This is a genomic window from Aminithiophilus ramosus (genome assembly GCF_018069705.1).
Lineage (GTDB): Bacteria > Synergistota > Synergistia > Synergistales > Aminithiophilaceae > Aminithiophilus > Aminithiophilus ramosus.
Map to the genome: position 1 here is coordinate 2,984,444 of NZ_CP072943.1, position 14,054 is coordinate 2,998,497.

9 protein-coding genes are annotated in these 14,054 nt (G+C 67.2%); 6 read left to right on the forward strand and 3 right to left on the reverse strand.

Translation table 11 applies throughout. The annotated features are described in order from the left end of the window. Nucleotides 1-32: 32 nt before the first annotated feature. Nucleotides 33-1,164 (forward strand): IS3 family transposase gene (locus tag KAR29_RS13485; protein ID WP_274372332.1). Its coding sequence is split into 2 segments (ribosomal slippage): nucleotides 33-301 and nucleotides 300-1,164, totalling 1,134 coding nucleotides; the frame shifts between segments, so codons are not numbered across the junction. 554 nt (nucleotides 1,165-1,718) lie between these two features. Here the strand turns inward: KAR29_RS13485 and KAR29_RS13490 are convergent. The 3 genes from KAR29_RS13490 to KAR29_RS13500 form a co-directional block, all read right to left on the reverse strand. Beyond that, nucleotides 1,719-2,762, reverse strand: a complete 1,044-nt coding sequence (locus KAR29_RS13490; protein ID WP_274373511.1) for a PocR ligand-binding domain-containing protein — start codon at nucleotides 2,760-2,762, stop codon at nucleotides 1,719-1,721. A gap of 128 nt (nucleotides 2,763-2,890) precedes the next feature. Continuing rightward, nucleotides 2,891-5,071 (reverse strand): Tex family protein, encoded by a 2,181-nt coding sequence (locus KAR29_RS13495; RefSeq protein ID WP_274373512.1) that lies wholly within the window; start codon nucleotides 5,069-5,071, stop codon nucleotides 2,891-2,893. A 162-nt stretch (nucleotides 5,072-5,233) separates the two neighbouring features. After that, the gene (locus KAR29_RS13500; RefSeq protein ID WP_274373513.1) at nucleotides 5,234-7,375 is read right to left on the reverse strand and encodes an FAD-dependent oxidoreductase; all 2,142 of its coding nucleotides are present in this window, start codon (nucleotides 7,373-7,375) and stop codon (nucleotides 5,234-5,236) included. Between the two features lie 210 nt (nucleotides 7,376-7,585). Here KAR29_RS13500 and KAR29_RS13505 point away from each other — a divergent pair, with 210 nt between their 5' ends. From KAR29_RS13505 to KAR29_RS13525, 5 genes are read left to right on the forward strand one after another with little or no spacing between them, the layout of a single operon-like run. Continuing rightward, complete coding sequence (locus KAR29_RS13505; protein WP_274373514.1) at nucleotides 7,586-9,553, forward strand: proton-conducting transporter transmembrane domain-containing protein; 1,968 nt, start codon at nucleotides 7,586-7,588, stop codon at nucleotides 9,551-9,553. Further along, complete coding sequence (locus KAR29_RS13510; protein ID WP_274373515.1) at nucleotides 9,550-10,449, forward strand: respiratory chain complex I subunit 1 family protein; 900 nt, start codon at nucleotides 9,550-9,552, stop codon at nucleotides 10,447-10,449. The genes KAR29_RS13505 and KAR29_RS13510 overlap by 4 nt, the downstream gene beginning before the upstream one ends. Further along, complete coding sequence (locus KAR29_RS13515) at nucleotides 10,446-11,102, forward strand: hypothetical protein (RefSeq protein ID WP_274373516.1); 657 nt, start codon at nucleotides 10,446-10,448, stop codon at nucleotides 11,100-11,102. The genes KAR29_RS13510 and KAR29_RS13515 overlap by 4 nt, the downstream gene beginning before the upstream one ends. Continuing rightward, complete coding sequence (locus tag KAR29_RS13520; protein ID WP_274373517.1) at nucleotides 11,099-12,559, forward strand: proton-conducting transporter transmembrane domain-containing protein; 1,461 nt, start codon at nucleotides 11,099-11,101, stop codon at nucleotides 12,557-12,559. Before KAR29_RS13515 ends, KAR29_RS13520 begins: the two co-directional genes overlap by 4 nt. After that, nucleotides 12,556-14,046 (forward strand): hydrogenase large subunit, encoded by a 1,491-nt coding sequence (locus KAR29_RS13525; RefSeq protein ID WP_274373518.1) that lies wholly within the window; start codon nucleotides 12,556-12,558, stop codon nucleotides 14,044-14,046. The genes KAR29_RS13520 and KAR29_RS13525 overlap by 4 nt, the downstream gene beginning before the upstream one ends. The last annotated feature ends 8 nt before the right edge of the window (nucleotides 14,047-14,054 follow it).

Genomic DNA, 14,054 nt, shown 5'->3' on the forward strand with positions numbered 1-14,054 from the left:
TATCATAGGGTCCCAGAAAGAGAGGGGACATCATGGCAGCCAAGCGACAGAGGCGTTCAGCGGAGTTCAAAAGCAAAGTAGCCTTCGCTGCCCTGAAAGGGGATAAGACCCTGGCTCAATTGTCGGGTGAGTTCGAGGTTTCCGCCGTCCAGATCGGTCAGTGGAAGAAGCAGCTTCTGCAAGGGGGTCCGGAGATCTTTCAACGCAAAGGCACTCCGATGGATGTCGAGACGTCGATGGCCCCCCTCTACCAGGAGATCGGTCGGCTCAAGATGGAGCTCGACTGGCTCAAAAAAAAATCAGGCGCTGACGCTTGAGGGAAAGCGGACCTCCATCGATCCCGAGCACCCTTCGATCAGTGTTCGTCGGCAATGTGACCTCCTTGATCTTAACCGGTCCAGCTTCTACTACGCGAGCTCTTCCGCGACGGAGACGGCGGAGAACCTTGAAATCATGGAGCTCATCGACGGCCGGTACACCTGCGCCCCCTCTTACGGGAGCCGCCGGATGACGGCCTGGCTGCGTCGACAGGGACAGGACGTGAACCGCAAACGGATCGGACGGCTGATGAGGCTTATGGGGCTCGAAGGGATTGGCCCCAAACCGGGAACCAGCAAGCCTCACCCCGAACATGAGATTTATCCCTACCTGCTCCGGAACGCCGTCATCGTCAGACCGAATCAGGTCTGGAGCACCGATGTCACCTACCTCCCGATGAGTGGCGGTTTCATGTACCTCGCGGCCGTCATCGATTGGCACAGCCGCTTCGTTCTCTCCTGGGAACTTTCCAACACCCTGGACGCAGAGTTCTGCGTCGTCGCCCTCGACAGGGCCCTTCGGCAGGGAACGCCGGAGATCTTCAACACCGACCAGGGCTGTCAGTTCACCAGTAAGGCCTTTCTGTCTCTGCTCAAGGAAAAGGAGATCCGGATCAGCATGGACGGTCGTGGCAGGGCCCTCGACAACATCTTCGTGGAACGCTTCTGGCGGACCCTCAAGTATGAGTGGCTCTACTTGAACGACTACGAGCGGGTCCGCGATCTCCGCTGCGGCCTGCGGGAGTATATGGACTTCTACAACGACGAAAGGCTTCACTCCTCACTGAACTACAGGACACCGCGGGAGGTTCACTTTGCCGACCGGGAGGGACCGATGGCGGTCTGACTTTAACTAACTTCGGGCCTCAAATGGTCTTGACAATGGGGTCCACCATATTCAGGGCGCGCCTCGCGCCTCCCGGAGAACCGCACGGCTAATTTCGCACAGCAGTTGTCTTCCCAAGAAAGGACAAGGACAATTCGGCCTCATCGATCCTTTCGCCGTGCGGCATTCGCCTCGCCGGCAGCCCGAATCGACGAAAAAAGAGCGAAAATTCCCATCGCCCCGGCAAAGACGCGGCCGGGGGAGCGGAAACGTTCCCTCGGACCGACACCGGCGAGGTGGTTTGAGCGAAGCTCAAGCGGCTCCGACGACGTTTATCCTGACCGAGCCTGCTCTTCGGATTCAGGGCACGAAAAAGGCCGTTCCCCGGGAGTCCCTTTCCCGAGATGCGGAGGGGAGGGTCTCGGCAGAACCTGCCGAGACCCTCCCCTCCGGGACCGCCAAAATCGCCCCGTCGATCCTATGGCCGACTCTCTGGCGGACCAGAGTTTTTTTACCCCTCCGGATCTGCCGGTGCGGGCCTTTCTCCGGCCCGGCCCGAAAGACCCTCTGGATTTTTAATGGAGACGCATCTCTCCCGTGAGGTTCTTGAGCTCTTCGGAAAGGCGGAAGATGGCGTCGAGGTCGCCGAAGGAGGTTCCCAGGCGGAGCGAATGTTCCTCGACGAGGGCGCCCGTTCCCCTGATCCCCTCCTCGATGCCGTCGACGCCCTCGTTGACGCTTTTGAGGATCGTCTCGATCTTGGCCGCCGAATCGACGCTCACATCGGCCAGCTTGCGGACCTCGTCGGCGACGACGGCGAACCCCCGGCCGTGGACGCCGGCACGGGCGGCCTCGATGGCGGCGTTGAGGCCCAGGAGCTTGGTCTGATTGGCCACGTTGCGGATGAAGGAGAGGATCTCGTCGGTCTCGTTGACCATCTTCCTCGCCTCGCCGCTTCTGAGAAGAAGCCTCTCGGAGGTGGCCGTCATCGACTCGATGCCCGTCTTGAGCTCGGCGATGCCCTCCTGGATCGTGGCGATGCGCTCGAAGAGGCGCGTGGCCAGTTCCTCGAACTGGAGGGCCTTGCGCTGGGACTGGAGACGGCGGTAGCCGATCTCGGACAGGGTGTTGGTGACGAGAAAGAGGAGTTCGGCGGCGTTGCGGATCGACTCCTCGGGGCGGATCTCGATCTTGGCCAGGGCCTGGATGTAGCGGTCGGGATCGACGCCGATGTCGGAGGCGATGCGGCGGAACTTGGCCTCGTCGGGCTTGGCGGGAAGGATCTGGCCCGCCAGGACCGACCCGAGCTGGCGGCCGTCGACGACGATGGGCGCCCCCATGTCCATGAGACCGGCGTGGCAGAAGTAGACCGAGGGCTTGCCCGTCCGGGCCGCCTCCTCGCCGCCTTTGCGGTCGCACTCCTCGCAGAGGCGGCGCCCCTTCTCGGTCTGACGCGTCAGGTTGATGCAGAAGTCGGTGAAGCGGCTCGGCTCCGTGACGGGCTTGCCCTCCTTGTCGACGGTCACGGCGGCCATTCCCATGGCCTTGGCGAAGGCGTCCTGAAACTTCTGCATGAACTTCACGTCGAGGATATCCTGCAACGCCAGCTCTTTTTCCATCGGCACATTCCCCCCGTCTTCAATCTCCTTTTTTAATATTAAGACTATGTCACGGAGAAATGAAAGCAAGGGGTTTTTGTTTTTTTGTCCTTTTCCCTCTTTTTTGATCCCAACGATCGTTCCGACCGCTAGGATCGGGGCGATGCCTTCTCTCCCCCCCTTTCGCCCAATCCCTTCATGGAAAGGGAAATGCGCTTCCGGGCCCTGTCGACGTCGACGACGGAGACGGTGACGCGCTGGCCCGGCCTGACGACGGAGGCCGGGTCGGCGACGAAGTGATCGGCCAGGCGGCTGACGTGGACGAGGCCGTCCTGATGGACGCCGACGTCGACGAAGGCGCCGAAGGCCGTCACGTTGGTGACGACGCCGGAGAGGATCATGCCCGAGCGGAGGTCGTCGATCTCCTTCACGTCGGGATCGAAGGCGCAGCTCTCGAAGGCCTCGCGGGGATCGCGGCCGGGCTTTTCCAGCTCGGCCAGGATGTCCTTCAGCGTCGGCAGCCCCACGTCGTCGCTGACGTAACGGGTCACGTCGATGGCCCGTCGTCGTTCGGGATCTTTCAGAAGGTCCTCGACGGAACAGCCCAGGTCCCGGGCCATCTTCCGGACGAGGGGGTAGCGTTCGGGGTGAACGGCGCTGCCGTCGAGGGGGTCGTCGCCGCCCCGGACGCGCAGGAAACCGGCACACTGCTCGAAGGCCTTGGGTCCCAGACGGGGAACGGCACGCAGCTCCGATCGGCTCCGGAAGGGCCCCTGAGCCTCGCGATGGGCGACGATCTTGGCGGCAAGGGACTCGCCCAGCCCCGAGACGTGAGTCAGAAGCTGGCGGCTGGCCGTGTTGACTTCGACGCCGACGGCGTTGACGCAGGAGAGGACGACGTCGTCCAGGGAGGACTTGAGGAGTTTCTGATCGACGTCGTGCTGGTACTGGCCGACGCCGATCGATTTGGGATCGATCTTGACGAGCTCGGCCAGGGGGTCCTGAAGACGGCGGCCGATGGAGACGGCCCCTCGGACGGTGAGGTCCTGGTCGGGAAATTCCTCGCGGGCCACGTCGGAGGCCGAGTAGATGGAGGCGCCGCTTTCGTTGACGAGGACGACGGGAATCGACGCCCCCAGGTCGAGGTCCTTCAGGAAGGCCTCGGCCTCGCGCCCTCCCGTGCCGTTGCCGACGGCGACGGCCTCGATGGAGAAGCGCTCGACGAGGGCCCGGACCTTCCGCTCCGCCTCGGATCGGTCCTTCCTCCCCACGGCGTAGACGACGTCCGTGGCGAGCAGCCTTCCCTGGCCGTCGAGGGCGACGACCTTGCAGCCCGTGCGGATGCCGGGGTCGACGGCCAGAAGGCGCTTCTGTCCCAGAGGGGAGGCCATGAGAACCTCGCGGACGTTGCGGGCGAAGACGGCCACGGCCTCGACGTCGGCCTTCTTTTTCAGCGCTCCCCTCAGCTCCGTCTCCATCGAGGGGGCAGCCAGGCGGCCATAGCCGTCGACGACGGCCCGGCGGACCTCCTCGGCGGCCGCTCCAGAGGCCGTGACGAAAAGGCGCTCCAGGACCTTGACGCCCTCGTCGGCCTCGGGCTGGAAGGAGAGGGAGAGGAACCCCTCCTTCTCGCCCCGGAAGAGGGCCAGCAGACGATGGGAGGGGGCCTGGCGGGCCTTCTCGCTCCAGTCGAAGTAGTCGCGGTACTTGGCCCCCTCCTCCTCCTTCCCCTTGGCCACGGAGGAGCGGACCTCGGCCCGGCGCACGAAGAGAAGGCGCAGGGCATGACGGGCCCGGCCGTCTTCGCTGACGGTCTCGGCGATGATGTCCCGTGCCCCGGCCAGGGCCTCGTCGACGTCGGCGACGCCCTTCTCGCCGTCGACGAAGGCCCGGGCCGCCTCGAAGGGATCGGCGAGGATCTCTCTGCCCTGAGCGGCGGCCAAGAGCCTTTCGGCCAGGGGGGCGAGCCCCTTCTCGCGGGCCATCGTGGCCCGCGTCCGTCTCTTGGGGCGGTAGGGGAGGTAGAGGTCCTCCAGCTGGGTCATGGTCCGGGCCGCCTCCAGGGCCGTCCGGAGTTCGTCGGAGAGGAGATCCCTCTCGGCCAGGGAGGCGACGATGGCCTCTCGGCGCCGGTCCAGCTCGGCGAGCTGGACGAGGCGGTCGCGGATGGAGACGAGGGCCACCTCGTCGAGGGATTCCGTCGCCTCCTTGCGATAGCGGGCGATGAAGGGGACCGTGCTTCCCTCTTCGAGAAGGCGGGCGGCGGCGCTAACCTGAGAGGGGCCCAGGGAGAGTTCGGCGGCGATCTCTTCGACGTGACGAGCGTTCATGCGAAAACCTGCCTTTCCTGTCTTGGGGCCCGAGGCCCCCCGCGACGGGCGAGGCACGAGGCCCGGCCCGAACGTTCCGCAGCAAGAAGCGACAGGCCCCGAAGGACCTGTCCTTTTCGTCCGGCCCGATTGATCGGGTAAAAGAGAGCCCTTACGGCGGACTCAATCGGTGAGGAAGCGAAGGACGATGTCGACGGCCTGGCCCCGCGTGACGCTCGAAAAGGGATCGACGGCGGCCTCGAAGCCCAGAGAGAAGAGGAGGCGCCTCTGCCTGAAATCCTCGACGATCTCGGCCAGGCCACGACGGCGTCCCGTCGAGGCGTCGAGGGCCCGGAGGAGGACGGACAGGCGGAGCCTGGGGCCCTCGTTGAGGAAGGGCCCCAGGGGATCGTCGAGGTCCAGGGCCCGCCGGAGCAGGAGCTCGCCTTCGGCGACGGTCAGGGGACGGTCGACGCCGAAAAGGCCCTTCGTCGATCCCTGGCGCGAGGCGGCAAGGACGGCATCGAGGTCGTCGATGCGCGGCGCCGGCGACGTGGGCAGGGCGAGGGGGTCGATCCAGCCCCGGACGGTGGCGACCTGGACGGAGGGCCAGAGAGGATGGGTTTCGGCCACGTCGGAGAAGAGGCAGAGGGCGATGCGGCTTCCCCCTTCGGCGACGGCCCGCTGGACCTTGAGGGGATCGACGCGACGGGGGGGCAGCCCTTCCGCGACGGCCAGGGCCGCCAGGGCGCCTGCGGCCTGGCCCGTGGCCATCGAGATGGGCTGAAGGCGAAGGGCTCCCGCGGCGAGGCGCGTCATGGAGAGATTTTTCTCGGCGGCGACGAGGCCGTCGATCCTCTCGGGGATGAAGATCCCGATGGGAACCTGGAAGGGACCGCGGGGCTTGTGATCGACGATGGATTCATGGCTCTCTCCGAAGGCGGCCTCGAGGGCCTCCGTCTCGTCCGAGCCGTGGAGGTCCAGGATGTAGCGGCCCGTGGCGACGGAAGTCGCCTCTTCCCGTCCGGGAGAGCCCTCGAGGTAGCTGTCGCCGTTTGCGCGCAGGGCCGCCGACGTGAGGGTCTCGACGCCGACGAGACGCCGGCTCTCCCGGACGTAGGGAACGGGCGGGAAACGGCGGGCCAGGGACGCGTAGCGCGCCGGAACCCCCTCTTTCACGGCCTCCCAGGTGGCCCCGTCGTCGAACTCGTCATCGGCCACGGACCAGGGCAGACCCAGTTCGACCTGAACGTAGTGGAGGAAGCCCAAGGTCTTGATCATGGCCAGCTCGTGGGCCCGGCGTCGGAAGGAGAGGTCCTCCAGATAGGTCACGGGAAGGCCGCTCCGTCCCTCGTACCCGCCCTCGCCCGGGTAGTCGTTTCCCCAGTTGACGCCGCTTTTCGTCAGCAGCTGGAGGCTCAGAGGCGACGAGCAGTCGGCGTCGCCCGCGACGGACGAGTCGGGCAGGCCTCTGTAGCCGTTGTGGGTGGCCATGTTGACGGGAAGCCTGACGGGATAGCCCGAGAAGGGAAACCCGTCGAGGGCCAAGTGGTTCCTGTAGGTGGAGACCCAGTCGTCGTAGCCGGGAGGGGCCTCGTCGACGCGCAGCTCGGCCGGAACGCCGCCGGGATATTTCTTGAGGACGACGACCCAGGTGATGTCCTGGATGCGGGCGTCGTCGTCGAAGCCCTCCTGCCGGAGGCCTCCGTCGGCGACGACGTTCCGCCCCGTCCGGCAGGCCGCGCCGGCCAGGGCAAGCAGGTCGCCCCACTCGGTGGCGTCGACGACGACGGAGGCCTCGAAACGCGCCTCCCTGCCGTCGACGAGGGCGACGACGCCCTTAAGGACATCTCCGTCGCGGAGGACCTTCACGACGGAGGCCCTCAGGAAGAGGTCGACAGAGCCGCCGAAGCGGCAGGTCTCGTCGATCATCTCTCTCAGGATGGCCTCTCCGACGGCGGGCTCGAAGGCGAAGGTGAAGGTCTCCCAGTAGCAGGTCCCCACCGATTTGCCCCTCTCGCCGTAGAGGGCCCGGACGCGGTCGTAGAACTCGCCGTAGAGGCCGCTGCGGTTGCCGTACATGTCGTCCATGGTGGAGACGGCCGAAGCCGTCATCTGGCCGCCGACGACGGCCGACTCCTCCAGAAGGGCCACGGCGGCCCCCATGCGGGCCGCCTCGATGGCCGCCGCCGTCCCCCCCGGTCCGGCGCCGACGACGACGACGTCGTAGGAGGCCGCCCGGGCCGACGGGCCGACGCAGCCCATCCAGATCAGAACGAGCAGCAATGCCCTGCCGATCCTCACCGATTCATCTCCCTTCCTCATCGGGACGTCACCGGTCCCGCACGGACGAGAGGAACCCCTTGATCTTTCTTCCCTCTCCCCTTATATTCTCCGACAGGATCGACGCTTAGGGAAGCCCTCGCCCCTCGTACCCGCCCTCGCAAAAAGAGACCCTTTCGCCGCCTGCAGGCCGGCCCGATCCGGCAGAGACCGTTTCCCCCGGGGGAAACGGCTCTTTCGTGAAGACAGGAGATGAAGAAAATTTTCGCTTTCCTTGCAGCCGCCCTGCTCCTCGCGGGAACCGGTCTTGCGGCGCTTCTTCCCCGGATGCGGGAGGAGGTGGCCGTCGCCGGAGTCTTCGCCGCCGCGGCGACCGTTCTCGTCCCCGTCGTCACGGTTCTGAGAGGGGAACCGGTCTCCCCTCTTTCCCTTCCCTGGCCCCTCCCCTGGGGAAACCTCTCTCTGGGTCTGGACGGCCTTTCGGCCCTCTTCTGCCTGCCCACCGTCGTCCTGGCGCCCCTGAGCGCCCTCTACGGCCTGGGCTATCGCCGCGGCGGGGGGAAGAAGGCGTCGCCTTTCCTCTTCAACCTCCTCGTCGCCTCGCTGCTGCTCATCCCGGCCGCCCGCGACGGTCTCCTCTTCCTCCTCTGCTGGGAGACGATGGCCCTCTCGTCCTTTTTCCTCGTGGGCGAGCATCACGAGGCGGAAAAGGTCCGCCGAGCCGCCTGGATCTACCTGGTGGCGACCCATCTGGGCACGATGGCCCTTCTGGCCTTTTTCGCCTTTCTCGGCAACGAGGCCGCCTCCCTCTCCTTCGAGGCCTTCGCCGGCCTCGACCTTTCTCCCTCCGCCGCCACGACCCTCTTTCTTCTGGCCCTCGTCGGCTTCGGAGCGAAGGCCGGGTTGGTGCCCTTCCACATCTGGCTTCCCGAGGCCCATCCCGCCGCGCCGAGCCACGTCTCGGCCCTTCTCTCGGCCGTCATGCTCAAAATGGGCCTTTACGGCCTGCTGCGAACCCTGACCTTTTTCCAGCCCCGGGAGAGCTGGGGGTGGGCCCTTCTCTTTCTCGGCCTCGCCTCGGCCCTTTCGGGCCTTCTCTTCGCCCTGGGGCAGAAGGACCTGAAGCGGATGCTGGCCTATTCGAGCGTCGAGAACGTGGGCATCGCCGTTCTGGCCTTCGGCATCGCCCTCGTCGGCCGCTGCCGCGACCTGCCCTCCGTGGCCTTTCTGGCCTTCTCGGGAGGTCTGCTCCACGTCCTCAACCACGCCCTTTTCAAGGGACTCCTCTTCCTGGGATCGGGGACGGTCCTCCGCCGCTGCGGCACGGGGGAGATGGACCGCCTGGGAGGGCTCCTGAGGGTCATGCCCCGGACGGGCGGCGCCCTCTTCGTCGGGAGCTGGGCCATCGCCGCCCTTCCGCCGTTGAACGGCTTCGTCGGCGAATTTCTCCTCTACCTGGCCGGCATCGAAAGCGTCATGGCGAAAGAGACGCCCTCCATCGCGGCCGGCGCGATCGTCCTCGCCGGCCTGGCCTCCGTCGGGGCCCTGGGAGCGGCCTGTTTCGCCCGGTTCTTCGGCATCGTCTTCCTCGGCCAGGGCCGTTCCGAAAGCGCCCTTCAGGCGACGGAAGCGCCTCTTTCCATGACGCTCCCCCTTGCCCTTCTGGCCCTGCTCTGCCTCGCCGCCGGTCTCGCCGCTCCCTTCATGCTCTTTCTGGCGGCGCCGGGAGCGGCCATCCTGACGGAAAGCGCCGATGGGACGCTCCTCGCCGGGGCTTCGGCGACGCTGCACAAGCTCACCCTGTCCACAGGCCTCCTCGTCGCCGCCGTCGCCGTCGTCGCCGCCGTCCGCCGGGGCATCTCCGGCAGGGCGCCGCGGGACGAGGGCCCCACCTGGGATTGCGGCTACGGGAGGCCCACGCCGCGCATGCAGTACACGGCCACCTCCTTCAGCCGCCCTCTGACGGACCTCTTCGCCCCCCTCCTGAGAACGGGCTTTCGGGGACACCGCCCGGAGGGCCTCTTTCCCGAGCCCGTCTTTCTCTCGACGGAGACGCCGGGAACGGGAGACGACGGCCTTTTCCGGCCCCTTTTCCGGGCCGTCGATCGGCTCCTGGCGCCGCTGCGCCTCCTCCAGCAGGGGCGGGTCCAGCTCTATGTCCTTTACATCGCCCTCACCCTCGTGGCGCTTCTGATCGGAAAGGCGGGATCGCTCCGATGACCTCCTGGCTCTTCCCCCTGGCGGCCTGGCTCGCCGCCCCCCTCCTGCCGGGCCTGATCTATCGCGTCAAGGCCCGCTTCGCCGGAAGGCGGGGCACATCGGCCGTCCAGCTCTACCGCGACATGGCCAAGCTCTTCCGCAAGGGCGTCGTCGTCAGCGACGTCTCCTGCGGCCTCGTCCGTCTGGCCCCCCTCTGTTCTCTGGGCGCCCTCCTGACGGCCTCTCTCTTCCTCCCCTGGGGGGGGATGGCCGGCCCCCTCTCCTTCCGGGGCGATTGGGTCTTTCTGGCCTATCTTCTGGGCCTGTCCCGCTTCGTCACCGTCCTGGGCGCCCTCGACACGGGGTCGAGCTTCGAGGGCATGGGAGCCTCCCGGGAGGTCCTCCTCGCCCTTTTCGTCGAGCCGTCCCTCTTTCTGGGAATGGCGGCCCTTCTCCCCTCCTCGGGAGAGGGGACCTTGGCCTCCCTCTTCGCCCCCGGCCAGGGCGCGGCCCTGGGGCTCCTCGTCGCCTCCTCCTGGTTCGTCGCCCTTCTGGCCGAGAACGCCCGCATCCCCGTCGACGATCCCAAGACCCATCTGGAGCTGACCATGATTCACGAGGTCATGATCCTCGACTCGAGCGGCCCCGATCTGGCCCTCATTCACTACGCCGGAGCCCTCAAGCTCTGGCTCTTCTCCGCCCTCGTGGCCGACCTTCTTCTGGCCTCGCTGCCCGTCGACGGAGCCCTGCGCCTCGGTCTCTTTCCCCTCCTCGTGGCGGCGACGGTCCTTGCCGTAGGCCTCGTCGAGTCGACGATGGCCCGGCTTCGCCTCAACCAGGTGCCCAAGCTGCTCCTCGGCGCGGGAGCCCTGGCGGTCGTGGCCCTTCTGCTCAAGCTGACGGGAGAGCGGCTGTGAACGCCCTCGCGGCCCTGCTCATCCTCTCGGGACTCCTCCAGCTCGGGTCGAGCCGCCTGGGCCTCTCGATCCGGATGATGGCCTTTCAGGGCATCGTCCTCGCCCTCGTCCCCCTCCTCACCGAAGGCGGTCATGGGGGATTCGGGGTCTGGCTCCTGGCGTCGGGGACGCTCCTCCTCAAGGGCATCGCGCTCCCCTTCCTGCTCGATCACGTCCTCCACCGCGTGTCGATCCGCCGGGAGATCGAGCCCTTCGTGAGCTATCCCCTCTCCATCCTGGCCGGGATCGCCCTGCTGGGCCTCTCCTTCTGGGTCACGGCCGGCCTTCTGCGCGTGGGAAGCCCCTTCCCCCTTCTTCAGGCGACGGCCTTCTTTCTCGTCCTCGTCGGCCTCTTCCTCATCGTCAGCCGGCGGAAGGCCATCACCCAGGTCCTGGGTTACCTCGTCCTGGAGAACGGCATCTACGCCGTCAGCCTCGCCCTGGGCAGCTCGCTCAACGCCTTCGTCGAGCTGGGCGTCCTCCTCGACGTCTTCGTCGGCGTCTTCCTCATGGGAATCCTGATCTTCCACATCAACCGCGAGTTCGACCACATCGACGCCGACCTCTTCAACGAACTCAGCGATCTTCCCTCGGGAAGGGAGACAGTGCGATGACTCTCCTCTGGTCTTTGATCCTCCTGCCCGCCTGCGCCGGAATCGCGGCCTTCCTCGTCGGCCGCGACGACGCGCGACGCCTGCTCTGGGGCGTTTCGGCCCTGGTCGAAGGCCTTCTGACCCTCCTGGCCGTCAAGGCCGGTCCCGTTCGGGGACCCTGGATCGGCCTCGACGAGATCTCCCTCCTCTTCCTGGCCCTGACGGTCCTCCTCTTCCTGGCCGTGACGGCCTACAGCCTGGGCGAGGTCCGGAACCGTCCCGCCCCTCTCCGCCGTCAGGGAGAGGGCCTCCCCTACGCCGTCGACGCTCCGGAGGCCGTCTTCACGGGAGGCATGCTGCTCTTTCTGGCCAGCATGGTCTTCGTCGTCGTCAGCCGTCGCCTGGCCCTCCAGTGGGTCGCCATCGAGGCCACCACCCTGACCAGCGCCCCGCTGATCTACTACCACCGTCACCGCCGTTCCCTCGAGGCGGCCTGGAAGTACCTCCTCGTCTGTTCCGTCGGCATCGCCCTCTCCCTCATCGGCGTCTTTTTCATCGCCGCCGCCTGTCCGCCCGACGTGACGACCCTCTCCTTCGACGGTCTCATCGCCGCCGCAGGCCGCCTCGACAGGCCGCGTCTCCAGATGGCCTTTCTTTTCATCCTCGTCGGCTACGGGACCAAGATGGGGCTGGCCCCTCTGCACACCTGGCTGCCCGACGCCCACAGCGAGGCCCCTTCGCCCGTCTCGGCCCTCCTCTCGGGGGCGCTGCTGAACTGCGCCTTCCTGGGCCTTCTCCGCGTCCAGCAGATCGCCGTCGCCGCCGGAACGGGGCGCTTCGGCGGCGACCTGCTTATCCTTTTCGGACTCCTCTCCCTGGCCCTGGCCGGCGTCTTCATCCTGCGACAGCCCGACTACAAACGCCTCCTGGCCTACTCGAGCGTCGAACACATGGGACTCATCGCCCTGGGCGTCGGCCTCGGCGGAGGCGGCGTGGCGGCCGCCCTCTTCCACGCCGTCAACCATTCTCTCGTCAAAGGGGCCCTCTTCCTCGCCTCGGGAAACATCCTCTCGACCTTCAAAAGCAAAGGAGTCGGCGACGTGACGGGGCTGGGCCGAAGGCTGCCCCTCTCGGGAGCCCTCTGGTTCGGCGGTTTCCTGGCCCTCGTCGGCTCGCCCCCCTTCGGACTCTTCCTGAGCGAATGGGGACTTCTCAAGACGGCCCTCCTCCAGGAACGCTGGCTCGTGACGGCCCTCTACCTGCTTTTCCTGAGCCTGGCCTTCGTCGCCATGTCGGGCCCCTTCATCTCCATGACCTTCGGCGAGGCGACCGGCCCGATCCGGAAGGAGCCCTTATGGGCCGTCCTTCCCCCCTCGGTCCTTCTCGTCTCGGCCCTCGTGCTGGGCCTTATGCCGCCGCGATCCCTTCTTAACCTGCTGAAGGGCGCCTCTGCCGCACTGGGAGGGACCGGACTGTGACCGTCTTCGCGCCTCTGCAACGCTCGATTCTGCCTCTGGACGCCCTGCCCCTCTCGGCTATGGCCGATTTCGGCCCCGCCCTGACCGAACGGGTCCGGGAGGGAATGCGTCTCAGCGCCCTCTTCGCCGTCCCCCGCGCCGAAGGTTTTCTCCTCCTGGCCCTTCTCTCCGGAGAGGACGCCCTCCTCCTGGCCGGGGCGACGGAGACCGACGGGAGCTACCCCTCCCTGACGCCGGCCCTTCCCCAGGCCCATGCCTTCGAGCGGGAAATGGCCGAGACCTGGGGCCTCCGCCCCGAAGGGCATCCCTGGCTCAAGCCGCTCCGCTTCTGCCCGCCCCGGAACCTCCGGGGCGGAAAGGAAAGGCCCCTTGCGGGAGAGGCCGACTTCTACCGCGTCGAAGGGGCGGAAATCCACGAAGTGGCCGTGGGCCCCATCCACGCCGGCGTCATCGAGCCGGGCCATTTCCGGTTCCAGTGTCACGGCGAAGAGGTGCTCCATCTCGAGATCAGTCTGGGCTACCAGCACAGGGGCGTCGAAAGGGCCCTCGTCGGCGGCCCCGACCGGAGGACCATGGCCTACATGGAGACGCTGGCCGGCGACAGCACCATCGCCCACGGCACGGCCTACGCCCTCGTCGCCGAGGCCCTCTCGGACCAGGACCCCTCGCCGGGAGCCCGTCGGCTCCGCTCGGCCGCCCTCGAGCTGGAGCGTATGGCCAACCACGTCGGCGATCTGGGAGCTCTGGCCGGCGACGTGGGTTTTCTTCCCACGTCGGCCTACTGCGGCCGCCTCCGCGGCGACCTGCTCAACCTGACGGCCCTCCTCTGCGGCAACCGTTTCGGCCGAGGCCTCGTCCGGCAGGGAGGGGTGGTCCCCCTTCTTTCTTCCCAGCGGCGGGAGACGCTGCTGATGCGCCTTCGGGCCATCGTCGCCGACGTGGAGTCGGCCGTCGGCCTTCTCTGGGAGGCCCCCTCCGTCCTGGCCCGGTTCGAGGGAGTCGGAGCCCTGTCGGCCCCGACGGCCCGCGATCTCGGCCTCGTGGGACCGGCCGCACGGGCCTGCGCCGTCTCGAGCGATCTGCGAACCCGCCGCCCCTGGGACGCCTTCGTGGAATTTCCCGTCCCGGAGGCCCTCTGGACGACGGGCGACGTCATGGGACGGGCCCGCGTCCGGGCCCTGGAGTTCAGCCGGTCGGCGGACTTCGTCGAGAGGGTTCTGGCCGAAGAGATCGAGACCGCCCCTCCAGCGTCATCGGCCCCCCTGAAGGCCGACCACCTGGGGGTCTCCCTCGTCGAGGGGTGGCGGGGCGAGGTCTGCCACGCGGCCCTCACCGACGGGCGGGGGCGCCTGGCGCAGTACAAGGTCGTCGATCCCTCCTTCCACAACTGGCAGGGCCTGGCCATGGCCATGAGAGGGCAGGCCATCTCCGACTTCCCCGTCTGCAACAAGAGCTTCGGCCTCTCCTACTGCGGCCACGATCTCTAAGGAGGTCT